Source organism: Chryseobacterium panacisoli (genome assembly GCF_008274625.1).
GTDB classification, from domain to species: Bacteria; Bacteroidota; Bacteroidia; order Flavobacteriales; family Weeksellaceae; genus Chryseobacterium; species Chryseobacterium panacisoli.
The window spans coordinates 170,838-183,749 of sequence record NZ_VTRU01000006.1 but is presented as its reverse complement, the minus strand read 5'-3'; the positions used below and the strand labels follow the sequence as shown (position 1 = coordinate 183,749).

Below are 12,912 nucleotides of genomic sequence, written 5' to 3'. Positions count from 1 at the left end.
TTTAAGCAAAAATAAACATTATTCTCCAAAAACTTCCTGTCCGGAATTTAAAGTATCTTTATTGTCATGCATAACGGTGTGCAGCTTCTCCTTCTGTAAAGGAAAATCTTCAAATAATCCTGATAATGCAAGGGCTGTATATACTTTGTTTGAATATTTGTTTCCGATAGCCACAATGGTAACTTTAGATTTTAAAAGGTGGGCAAATACAGAGTTGGTACCATGCCACCATCCGTTGTGATACGTCAGCTTTTCACCATTATCAAAAATTTTCATCCTGAATCCTAATCCATAATTATTCATTCCTGCCTTTTCATTACTGTAAGGAGCGAAAACCATCTCCATCAGTTCCGGTTTCAGGAAATTTTTTGAATACATAGCTTTTGAGAAGTTATACAGATCTCTTGGAGTAGTATATACATTTTTATCACCATAAATAAGATCCAGTCTGTCCAGAGGATACAATTTATTTCCTCCATAATAGAAAGACTGTGAAGCTGTAGGGATATCTTTTTCCTGGAAGATGTAAGTATTATTCATTTTCAACGGAGTGAAAACCATCTCTTTCATCGCCTGCGGAAAAGGAGTTTTTGTTACTTTTTCAACCAATAAAGCCAATAGAGCAAAATTGGTATTACAGTACATAAATCCTGTATCGGTATCTCTCGCCAGATCTGGTTTGTATTTGATAATCATATTCAATACATCCTGATTCGTAATAAACGGTTTTGAAAGTTCTGCCGGTGCAGGCTGTATTTTGGTAATAAAATATTCGTATTTCGGAAGACCACTTCTTTGATCTAGCAATGTTTGAACCGTAACGTTAGGATATGGAAATCCTGGAAAAAACTGAGTAAGGTGATCTGTAAGTTTTATTTTTCCTGCTTCAATCAGTTTCATCATTGCCATCGCTGTTAATGTTTTTGAAACCGATGCTACATGCAAAGGTGTATTTTTATCAATCGGCATCTGATTGCCTTCTCTTCCATAACCTCTGTAATTTTCATAAAGAATTTCATCTCCTTTAGCAACAAGGATTCCACCGCTAAGGTTACCTTCTTCCCATATTTTTTTGTAATACTGATCTATATAGCTTACCGTTGTCTGTTTGTTCAAAAGCTGTCCGTCACCTTTGACGAAAATATTTCCGAAGTCTACATTTCCATAGTTGGGTAGATTAGTCGTGTTTTCAGCTGAAACTTCTTTGGCTTCAGACTTTTTTTTACAGGAAAATATCGATAAAAGAACAGTTAGGATAAGTACAAAATTACGCTTCGTCATGAGATTCAAAATGAGCGGCAATTTAATAAAACTCAAAAATAAATAATAAATAAGAGAGGGATATTATGAATTATTTAACATAAATGAAGGGAGATATAAAATTTGGAAGGACAAAATCGCGAAAAAGTGAAAGTCAATAAAAAAGCGAATTCACTTTATTGTAAATCCGCCCTGTTTTATTTTATAACTTCATTAAATAGCCTAACAATGTGAAGCAACAATTTTATCAACAATAAACTGAGCCAGCTTTTCTTTGCTCTGGTGTGTCCACCCGGCAATGTGTGGTGTTACAATTGCTTTTTCAGATTCAAGAAGATATTTCAAATCTTCATTTTCAGTTTCAATATGCTCGAAAGAAGATTTTTCGTATTCTAATACGTCCAGACAAGTCCCTTTTACTTTTCCAGATTTCAACGCTTCTACTAAACTTTTAGTTTTCACATTCTTTCCTCTTGCTGTATTGACAAAATAAAAGTTGTTTTTCATTCCTGCAATGAACGTTTCATCGATAAGATAATGCGTTTCTGAAGTCAAAGGAATATGTAAGCTTACAACCTCTGCAGACTGCTTAAGTTCTTCCAGTGAAACCTGTGTTGCATATTCATCCGAAAGGTCAGGAAGTATATCATGGAAGATCACTTTACATCCAAACCCAGAAAGCCTTTTGGCCGTAGCTTTTCCCATATTTCCATATCCTATCAAACCTACTGTTTTTCCCAACAGTTCATCACCTCTGTTTTCTTCACGTTTCCAGATCCCGTTCTTCACTTCCTGAGAAGCAATAAAAAGCCTGTTCATGATCACAAGCAGCATTCCTACCACATGTTCTGCTACAGAATCTCTGTTTCCTTCCGGAGAATTGATCAGTTGGATTCCCAGTCTTTCAGCCACAGGAATATCTATGTTTTCCATTCCGGCTCCTACTCTTGCAATAAATTTCAGGTTCTTGCCTTTTTCCAGAAAATTCTGATCTAAAGGAATACGGCTTCTGATAATAATCCCGTCATAATTTTCAATTTTATCACAAACCTCATCATAAGACGATGTAAAATCCTCTTCCAATATAAAATTCTGAGCCAAAAGCTGCTCAGTGATAAGAGGATGATTTTTATCTAAAAGAAGTATTTTCATTTTTTATTTAATGATTTTAGAAATAGGAACAGATTCCTAAATGATTACAATTTTATTATATCGCAAAGTTCGCAAATTACTGAAAAAACAAATGCTTTTAAGCTCGCAAAGGCGTTAGCACTCAGCAAAGTTTAAAAGCATTTTTATTGATAAAGTATGTAAAGTCTACTTTTTATCTTTTTTTGACTCCTGCGGTTCCTGGAAGAGTTTTTTAAGCTCTACAGATTCCAGCGGTTTCATTCTTCCGGAAAGGATTAATGAAAGTTCTTTTCTACGGAATGCAGCTGCAAATCTTTCTTTTTCTTCTTCCGTTTCCGGAACCATTTCCGGGATAGGAATCGGACGGTTGAATTCATCTACAGCCACGAAAGTATAAATACCTGCATTGGTATGAATTTTCTTCTGATTGATCGGGTCATCCAACCATACATCCACATAAACTTCCATAGAAGTAGAAAATGCTCTGGAAACTTTGGATTCCAATACCACTACTCCGCCTTCCGGAATCGGATGATTGAAAGACACGTGGTTTACAGAAGCTGTTACTACTCTTCTCTCGCAGTGTCTTGCTGCAGAAATAGACGCGCAACGGTCCATTTTCGCTAAAAGCTCACCTCCAAAAAGATTTCTTAAAGAATTGGTTTCGTTCGGAAGAACGATATTGGTCATAATAGTCAGAGATTCTGACGCTTTTTTTATTTTTGCCATCTAGTCTTAGTGTTGTTTGGAACGGCCGGAGCTGGTTTTACTGCTTTTCCGGCAGGTTTTGCTAATGAATCTTTTTTCAGAGAATCTGAAACGGATGATTTCGGGGTATGTACCATCACCTTAATCGTATCTTTTACAATTCTGTGGGTAGAAGTCTGTACGGAAACCTTATTGAAAGACTTCTTACCAAAAAGAAGTTCCTGCTGGGTGAAAGCCAGGTATAAAATTCCCAAAACCGGAATAACCAAAAGGAAAATCCATAGAATAGTTTTTCTGAATTTAAAATCCTTTTCGTGGTTGACTGAAGGATTTACCTTTTCTCCGTTATTGATATCTGAAAATCTGATCTCTTCCAGTCCATAAAAGTCCGGACGCCCTGATTCTATTCTTTTTCCTTTAAAATGGGTATGTCCTTCTTCAATAAAGACTGTTCCAAGGTTTTGAATCTCAAGAACCTGTTCGGCCTGAAGTTTTTTCTTCCAAAAATCAGTCTGGATCTTCAGATCACTTCTTGAAGCCTCTAAGGACATTTGTTTCTGTCCTGCAATAAAAGCAGTAAGATCTTCAGCCTGTACTTCGTAGTCTATTGTAAATTCAATCTGACTGGCTGGAGGTAAGATGCTCCCATTTTCGGAATTGATAATGGCCTTAGAATTTTTCAGTGAAAACACCCCAAAGCCTGGAACCGTGGCAGTTCCAAATTGTTTTAAGTATTCTAAAATGTATGCTGAAATATTCATTTGGCAGCAAATTTATAACTTTTTCATGACTTTTAAAGATATTTAACCTATATAAAAAAAGACTGCCGAAACAGTCTTTTGATTATTCTGTATCAAAACTGGAATACAGGTATTTAAACTTCTTTTTTTAAGCATCACAATTATAATGAAACAGGTAAAAGGGCAAATTTTCAAATTCACTTATTTACTTTTTCCATCTTTTTATTATTGAATCTTCCAGCTCACTCCAAACATGAAATTGGTTCCCGCCTGTGAAAAATAATACGGCTGTCCTTCGTACACAGATCCGTTGTTGACATATTTTTTGTTGAACAGGTTATTCACCAATAGTTTTAATGCAATTTCATTATTGGCAATTTTAAACTGATACTGAGCGTTGAAATCCGTCAGGAAATAATCTTTAAGCTGCAGGTTTGCATCTTCGGTATTGTCCAGATATTGTTTCCCCACGTACTGATTCATTAAAGCAAACTGAAAATTCTTCGTAGGATTGAATTTCAGACTTAGATTAGCAATGACATTCGGAGAGAATGAAATCTGTGTATTTCCAAGGCTTTTGGGAACATCTCCATTTTGAATATTAAAATCCTGGTTTCTGCTCTGGCTTAAGGTTACATTTCCTGAAACCTCCCATTGTTTGGATAGTTTTGCTAAAGCACCAAGCTCCACTCCTCTTCTGTAGCTCTTCCCGGAATTGGTTCTGATGAATGCTCCTACATTATTAAGGACACCATTTAATACCAATTGATTCACATAGTACATATAATACACATTCGCAGTAAAGGATACAATCCCGAATTGTTTCTCTAAACCAGCTTCAAAGTCGTGAAGTTTTTCTGCTTTAACGTCATTATTGGCCATCAGATCATCTCTGTTCGGTTCACGGTGGGCATGAGCGTATGACAGGAATACTTTACCACCTTCAATTCTGTAATTGACGCCGGCTTTTGGATTAAAAAATAGCCAATTTTTACTTAAATCTGCACCTTCACCATCACCAGCCATCAGGATTTTAGTATTATAATTGATTTTTCTAAGCTGTAAATCACCAAAAAATTCAAAATTATCCACTCTGAACAAAGCTTTTGCAAAACCAGATACTTCATTCTTTATCGAACGGCTTCTGTAATATTCGCTTTCATCAATCTGAGGAAAAAATACTCCGGTAACATTTCCATAGTGTCTTCCGTAATACTGATTGGCAACAACACCAACATTCAGATCTAAGTTTTCAAACTTTCCGTAAAGCGTTGAAACAACCCCATAAAAATCATTATTCAGCCATTTTTTTCTGATAAAGTCTGAATATTTTATAGTCTGTCCTCCTTCAGTCAAATCAGGTAAATTGTATCTGGAAAAAGGATCTCCCTGCTTGTAGTTTTCGTAATATCCTTTCCCTTTGGTATAATGAAAAGTAGTTTCCATATTCCATCTATCACTGAATTTTTGCTCCCAAAGCAACTGATAGTGGTTCTGTCTGTAATTGTCTGTTTCGTTGTCATAGAAACTTACGATATTTTCCCAATTGGCATCATAAATTGCCCCTGAAACATTAAATTTAGGATCGGTTTCCCATGTTTTACGATCAATCCCGTTCCATGCCTGGTAGGTTTTCTCTTTTCCACCGAAAGCCATTAAACGCAGCTTTGTATTTCCTTCTTCAAATAAGGCTGTAAAATTATAAGAATGTAAATTTGATGAAGCTCTGTCGATATATCCGTCAGAATGAATATGTGTATATCTTCCCATTACAGAAAGACGGTTTTTCCAGAACTTACCGGAACCTATCTCAGCTGAATATTTATAGGTATTGAAGGAGCCGTAGCTGTCATCTGTTTTAAAATAAAACTTTTCTTCAGGATCTTTAGAAATCACATTGATACTTGCCCCGAAGGCAGAAACACCATTATTGGAAGTTCCCACTCCTCTTTGAATAACAATCTGAGATGCAGAACTTGTTAAATCCGGAACATTCACAAAAAAAGTCCCCTGGCTTTCAGAATCGTTGTACGGAACACCATTCATCATTACATTAATCCCGCTTCCTGAAACTCCACGAATTCTAAAACCGGTATATCCTACCCCATTTCCTGCATCTGAGGTAGAAATAATGGAGGTTTGATTTTTTAACAGAATAGGAAGATCCTGTCCTAAATTTTTACCGTCTAAATCTTTCTGTACGTTGATGATTTCCTTTGCTACCGGCAGCCTTTTGGTAAAGTTGACGGCTTCAATTTCTCTGATTTTCAGAGAATCCTTATTCTGAGCCTGGATAAAGGCTACAGAGCCTACGCTAAGTCCTAAAAAAAATAATCCTTTCATTCTATAAATCTTTGACATTTAATGAATAAAAGGGGATCGATAAGATATTATACAATAAGCGCCTGATGAAGACGCATCCCTAAACAGCATTACCTGTTCCAGGTTCATTGGGTATAATCTCAGCCTGTTAAAGCACCCCTTTATTTCAGCTGCAAAATTACAAAAAATATATGAATTGAGGTTCGGGTTTTGAGTTATGAGATAGAAAAAAGTAGAATGAAAAATAGGAGTTATTGAATGAATCATTCATCATTCATCATTTATAATTTTCTAATAGGTTTTATTGTCCGCATCAACATAATAGTAGCTTTTTCCATCTTTCGTGACTTCAAACATCTTCCCCAGTTTCCAGCTAAAGTTTCTTTTAATATTGGCATATTCAAAAGGAATAATGATCTTATTGTTAACGTCAATCACTCCAAATTTATCATTATTGGAGGCAACAATCATGGGATTTGCTACATCATCTCCTTCCATAATGTAGAGATACTGATATTGAGGATAGATCTGAAACTGCCTGTAATCTGCAGCATTCACAAACTTTGCTTTTTCAATAATTCCGTAAAAACCATTCATGGTATATGCCTGAAACAACTGTTGTTTATATTCTTCAAATATACATTTCCCAAAATCAGATTCTTTGAACTGGTATACTCTCTTCCCGGACTGATCTATCCGGTAAGAGATCATATCTTTTTCTACTGTAGCATACTCTTTTGTTCCAAATTTTCTGACTTTTTCATTAGGGGAATTCAGAAGGTTACAGTCTTCGTAAAAAAATACGGCAATGTGATATTCCGGCTGAATAATAAATTTCCCGTTCTGGTCAACATACCCAAACTGATCGCCTTTCTTCTTAGGAATCAAAACCGGAAGATCTTTATTAATTACTACTAAATCAGGATTAGTTTTTTTGGCTGCAGGCCCTTTCTTAACCGCTGTTTTCGCACCTTGTTTCACCGTTATTTTCTTCACAGATTTAGTCTGTGAAAAAACGAAAACCGAAGTAAAAATGCATAAAACATTTAGGATATTTTTCATATTCACCATATGTCTACAAAAATATGACCAAAAATAGATATTATAAAATTCATATTTATAAAGAATCTAAATAATTTCGTTTCTATAAAATATTAAAAATTCGTAATTTTGGGAACATTTTGAATTGTTTGATAATTTTAAAAAACTTTTAAGAAAGTGTAGATTATGCTGACTTTATTCGGTTAATGTTGCATCAAAATGCGAGAACTCAAAATGTCATTAACTGTATTTATACAGACCGGTAAAGAAGAAGCAGGCCTACCTTTAATGTTGAAAGACCTTCTATTATGAATATTTATAAGGATTACATCAAAGAGATTGAAGAAAGAAAAACCCAAGGGCTTCATCCAAAGCCAATTGATGGTGCTGAATTACTAAGCGAAATCATTACACAGATTAAAGATTCAGGTAATGCTGACCGATCGGATTCTCTTAAATTTTTCATTTACAACACGCTACCCGGAACGACAAGTGCGGCGGGAGTGAAAGCTAAATTTTTAAAAGAAATTATTCTGGGTGAATCCGTAGTAGAAGAAATTTCCCCGGCATTTGCCTTTGAATTATTGTCTCATATGAAAGGCGGGCCTTCTATTGAAGTATTGCTGGATCTTGCCTTAGGTAATGATGCCGCTATTGCTAAAGAAGCTGCAGCTGTTCTTAAAACACAGGTTTTCCTTTATGAGGCAGATACAAACCGCCTGAAGGAAGCATTCAACAGTGGTAACGAAATTGCAAAAGAAATCCTTGAAAGCTACGCAAAAGCTGAGTTTTTCACAAAACTTCCGGAAGTTGCTGAAGAAATTAAAGTCGTAACATTCATTGCTGGTGAAGGAGACATCTCTACAGATTTACTTTCTCCGGGTAACCAGGCCCACTCAAGATCAGACCGTGAACTTCATGGTAAATGTATGATCACTCCTGAGGCTCAGGAAGAAATCAAAGCTTTACAGGCACAACATCCTGATGCAAGCATTATGCTTATCGCTGAAAAAGGAACAATGGGTGTAGGTTCATCAAGAATGTCCGGAGTAAATAACGTTGCTCTCTGGACAGGTAAACAGGCCAGCCCATATGTACCCTTCGTAAACATTGCTCCGATTGTAGGAGGAACAAACGGAATTTCTCCGATCTTCCTTACGACCGTAGACGTTACCGGAGGTATTGGTGTTGACCTTAAAAACTGGGTAAAGAAAGTTGACGAAAACGGAAACCCGATTCGTAACGAAAATGGTGACATCGTTCTTGAAGAAGCTTATTCAGTAGCAACAGGAACTGTTTTAACGATTAATACAAAAGAAAAGAAATTATATAACGGCGATAAAGAACTGATCGACCTTACCAAATCTTTCACTCCGCAAAAGATGGAATTCATCAAAGCCGGTGGATCTTACGCTATCGTATTTGGTAAAAAACTACAGACATTTGCCGCTCAGCTTTTAGGAATTGAGGCTCCTGCTGTTTTTGCTCCATCAAAAGAAATTTCTCACGAAGGACAAGGACTTACGGCTGTAGAAAAAATATTCAACAGAAATGCTGTTGGAACTACTCCTGGAAAAGTATTACACGCCGGTTCAGACGTTCGTGTAGAAGTTAATATTGTTGGATCTCAGGATACAACAGGTCTTATGACTTCTCAGGAATTGGAATCTATGGCTGCAACAGTAATTTCCCCAATCGTTGATGGTGCATACCAGTCAGGATGCCACACCGCTTCTGTTTGGGATAAAAAAGCTCAGGCCAATATTCCGAAACTGATGAAATTCATGAACGAGTTCGGTCTTATTACAGCCCGTGACCCTAAAGGTGAATACCACGCAATGACTGACGTAATCCACAAGGTTCTTAACGATATCACTGTAGATGAGTGGGCTATCATCATTGGTGGTGACTCTCACACAAGAATGTCTAAAGGAGTAGCTTTCGGGGCTGACTCAGGAACTGTGGCACTTGCATTAGCTACGGGTGAAGCATCTATGCCAATCCCTGAATCTGTGAAAGTAACATTCAAAGGAAACATGAAAGAGCACATGGACTTCCGTGATGTGGTTCATGCAACGCAGGCTCAGATGCTGAAGCAGTTTGGAGGAGAAAACGTATTCCAGGGAAGAATCATTGAGGTTCACATCGGAACGCTTCCTGCTGACCAGGCATTTACCTTTACTGACTGGACTGCTGAGATGAAGGCAAAAGCTTCTATCAACATTTCTGAAGACAATACTTTGATTGAATCACTGGAAATTGCAAAAGGCAGAATCCAGATCATGATTGATAAGGGTATGGATAACCATAATAAAGTTCTTCAGGGATTAATTGACAAAGCAAACAAGAGAATTGCAGAGATCAGATCAGGAGAGAAACCTGCTTTGACTCCTGATGCAAATGCTAAATATTATGCTGAAGTTGTGGTAGATCTTGACGTAATTGTTGAACCAATGATTGCTGATCCGGACGTAAACAACGACGATGTGTCTAAGAGATATACTCACGATACCATCAGAGACCTTTCTTATTACGGAGGTGAGAAAAAAGTAGACCTTGGTTTCGTAGGATCTTGTATGGTTCACAAAGGTGACCTTAAGATTGTTTCCCAAATGCTTAGAAATATTGAAAAGCAGCAAGGAAAAGTAGAATTTAGCGCTCCTCTTGTAGTAGCAGCACCTACTTACAACATCATTGATGAGCTGAAGGCAGAAGGAGACTGGGAATTATTAGAAAAATATTCAGCTTTTGAATTTGATGATAATGCTCCAAAAGGAGAAGCCCGTGTTGAATACAAAAACGTAATGTATCTTGAGCGTCCCGGATGTAACCTTTGTATGGGTAATCAGGAAAAAGCAGCTAAAGGAGATACCGTTTTAGCAACTTCTACGCGTCTTTTCCAAGGAAGAGTAGTTGAAGATTCTGAACGTAAAAAAGGTGAATCTTTACTTGCTTCAACTCCGGTTGTAGTTCTTTCTGCGATCATTGGAAGAATTCCTAATATTGATGAGTACAAAGCTGCTGTTGAAGGTATTGACCTTACCACTTTTGTACCTTCTATTAAAGAATTAACAAGTACAAGTGCTCACTAAGACATTTATACATACGTCGTAAGACTATTGAAAATTATATAAATGGAAGATTTTGGTCCTTTAGGATTTAAAATCTTCCATTTTTTGTTTAGAACGTTTCTATTTTAAGATAGTTACGTTTTTTTTTCGATAAAACCCGGCAAATAAATTCTATTTTTTCTTAAATTGAAAGTTATAAAATCTATTGATTTTGGAATCAAAAACACCCTGTTTATGGATTATAGGAACGTTTTTTGATGCATTAACAGTGATTTTTCTTTTTCAGACCACAGAGAAAGAAGCATTAAACGGAAAAAGAACAAAACTAAATTAAGATATGACTTTTGATATTGATATGATCAAAAAGGTGTATGAGCGTTATCCCGAAAGAATTGCTGCGGCAAGACAAATTGTAGGAAAACCTCTTACCCTTTCAGAAAAAATCCTTTACACCCACCTTTGGGAAGGAAATGCTACACAGGCTTATGAAAGAGGAAACTCTTATGTAGACTTCGCTCCAGACCGAGTAGCAATGCAGGATGCCACTGCACAGATGGCACTTTTACAGTTCATGCAGGCAGGAAAAACTAAAGTTGCCGTTCCTTCCACTGCTCACGCGGATCACCTGATCCAGGCGAAAGTAGGTGCTGATAAAGATTTACAGGAAGGTATCAACAAAAACTCTGAGGTGTTCAACTTCCTTAGTTCTGTATGTGATAAATACGGAATCGGATTCTGGAAACCGGGAGCGGGTATCATTCACCAGGTTGTACTGGAAAATTATGCCTTCCCTGGAGGAATGATGATCGGTACTGACTCTCACACGGTAAATGCAGGAGGACTGGGAATGGTAGCAATAGGTGTAGGAGGTGCTGACGCGGTAGACGTAATGGCAGGAATGGCCTGGGAGCTTAAAATGCCTAAACTTATCGGAGTAAAATTAACCGGTAAAATGAGCGGATGGACTTCGGCAAAAGATGTTATCTTAAAAGTAGCAGGAATCCTTACCGTAAAAGGAGGTACTGGGTGCATCGTAGAATATTTCGGTGAAGGCGCTGAATCTCTTTCCGCAACTGGTAAAGGGACTATCTGTAACATGGGTGCTGAAATCGGAGCTACAACTTCTACTTTCGGATATGATGATTCTATGAGAAGATATCTTTCCGCTACAGGAAGACAGGATGTAGTAGATGCCGCTGATACAATTGCTGAGCACCTAACAGGTGATGCTGAAGTATATGCAAACCCTGAGCAATATTTCGACCAATTAATAGAAATCAACCTTTCTGAACTGACTCCTCACTTAAACGGACCTTTCACTCCCGATTTGGCGACTCCGGTTGCTGAATTCAGAGCTAAAGCTGAAGCTAACGGATGGCCTTTAGAAGTTGAGTGGGCTCTTATCGGTTCTTGTACCAACTCTTCTTATGAAGATTTATCAAGGGCTGCTTCCATTGTAGAAGATGCGGTATCAAAAGGGGTAAAACCTAAAGCCATCTTAGGAATCAACCCTGGTTCTGAACAGGTGAAATTCACAGCAGAAAGAGACGGCTTCTTAGATTCTTTCAGAAAATTTGAAAACGCAAGAATATTTACCAACGCTTGTGGACCATGTATCGGACAATGGGACAGAGAAGGTGCTGAAAAAGGAGAGAAAAACTCTATTATTCACTCTTTCAACAGAAACTTCGCCAAAAGAGCTGATGGTAACCCGAATACCCATGCATTTGTAGCTTCTCCTGAAATGGTGGCTGCTGTCGCGATCTCAGGCAGACTAGATTTTAACCCAATTACAGATACATTAACTAACGAAGCTGGTGAGCAGGTAAAACTTGAAGAACCTAAAGGCTATGAACTTCCTTCAAAAGGATTCGCAGTAGACGATAACGGATATCAGGCTCCATCTGAAGATGGTTCAAGCGTTGTTGTGAATGTAAGTCCTACTTCAGACAGACTTCAGTTATTAGAAGAATTCCCGGCTTGGGATGGTAAAAACATTGAAGGAGCTAAGGTATTGATTAAAGCTTTCGGAAAATGTACTACTGACCACATTTCTATGGCCGGACCATGGTTGAAGTACAGAGGACACTTAGACAATATCTCAAATAACATGTTGATCGGAGCTGTCAATGCTTACAACATGGAAACCAATAAAGTTAAAAATGAATTAACCGGTGAATACGGTGAAGTTCCGGCTGTACAAAGAGCTTACAAAGCGGCAGGCGTTCCGACAATCGTTGTAGGAGACCAGAACTATGGTGAAGGTTCTTCAAGAGAGCATGCTGCCATGGAGCCCAGACACCTTGGCGTGAAAGCTGTATTGGTAAAATCATTCGCAAGAATCCATGAAACCAACCTTAAAAAACAAGGTATGCTTGGAATCACTTTCGCTAATGAAGCTGACTATGACAAAATCCAGGAAGATGACACGGTTAACTTCTTAGATCTTGATCAGTTTGCTCCAGGAAAACAACTGACTTTAGAATTCGTTCATGCTGACGGAACTAAAGATATCATCATGGCCAACCATACTTATAACGATCAGCAGATTGATTGGTTTAAGGCTGGTTCTGCCCTGAACCTGATCAAACAACAGGAAAAATAAGATTAATTGTTAGATTAATTAATATAAAGGCGGC

At 37.5% G+C, this 12,912-nt stretch carries 8 protein-coding genes; 2 read left to right on the top strand and 6 right to left on the bottom strand.

Annotated features, from left to right (window positions below; all coding sequences use genetic code 11):
* Nucleotides 1-18 precede the first annotated feature (18 nt).
* From FW781_RS19810 to FW781_RS19785, 6 genes are all read right to left on the bottom strand, one after another.
* A complete protein-coding gene (locus tag FW781_RS19810; RefSeq protein ID WP_149389002.1) occupies nt 19-1,281 on the bottom strand; it encodes a serine hydrolase domain-containing protein in 1,263 nt (420 codons plus the stop codon).
* Between the two features lie 201 nt (nt 1,282-1,482).
* Complete coding sequence (locus FW781_RS19805; RefSeq protein WP_149389001.1) at nt 1,483-2,412, bottom strand: 2-hydroxyacid dehydrogenase; 930 nt, start codon at nt 2,410-2,412, stop codon at nt 1,483-1,485.
* A 165-nt stretch (nt 2,413-2,577) separates the two neighbouring features.
* Complete coding sequence (locus FW781_RS19800) at nt 2,578-3,120, bottom strand: acyl-CoA thioesterase (RefSeq protein ID WP_047381641.1); 543 nt, start codon at nt 3,118-3,120, stop codon at nt 2,578-2,580.
* The gene (locus FW781_RS19795) at nt 3,108-3,860 is read right to left on the bottom strand and encodes a hypothetical protein (RefSeq protein ID WP_149389000.1); all 753 of its coding nucleotides are present in this window, start codon (nt 3,858-3,860) and stop codon (nt 3,108-3,110) included. Before FW781_RS19795 ends, FW781_RS19800 begins: the two co-directional genes overlap by 13 nt.
* Before the next feature lie 204 nt (nt 3,861-4,064).
* Nucleotides 4,065-6,182 carry a TonB-dependent receptor gene (locus FW781_RS19790; protein ID WP_149388999.1) on the bottom strand — a complete coding sequence of 706 codons (2,118 nt, stop codon included), beginning with the start codon at nt 6,180-6,182 and terminating at the stop codon, nt 4,065-4,067.
* A gap of 270 nt (nt 6,183-6,452) precedes the next feature.
* Nucleotides 6,453-7,157, bottom strand: coding sequence for a WG repeat-containing protein (locus FW781_RS19785; protein ID WP_228720244.1), 705 nt, complete (start codon nt 7,155-7,157; stop codon nt 6,453-6,455).
* A 353-nt stretch (nt 7,158-7,510) separates the two neighbouring features.
* Between FW781_RS19785 and FW781_RS19780 the strand changes: the two genes are divergently transcribed.
* Together FW781_RS19780 and FW781_RS19775 are read left to right on the top strand one after the other, a co-directional pair.
* Nucleotides 7,511-10,294, top strand: coding sequence for a bifunctional aconitate hydratase 2/2-methylisocitrate dehydratase (locus FW781_RS19780; RefSeq protein ID WP_149388997.1), 2,784 nt, complete (start codon nt 7,511-7,513; stop codon nt 10,292-10,294).
* 316 nt (nt 10,295-10,610) lie between these two features.
* The gene (locus tag FW781_RS19775) at nt 10,611-12,878 is read left to right on the top strand and encodes an aconitate hydratase (RefSeq protein ID WP_149388996.1); all 2,268 of its coding nucleotides are present in this window, start codon (nt 10,611-10,613) and stop codon (nt 12,876-12,878) included.
* The last annotated feature ends 34 nt before the right edge of the window (nt 12,879-12,912 follow it).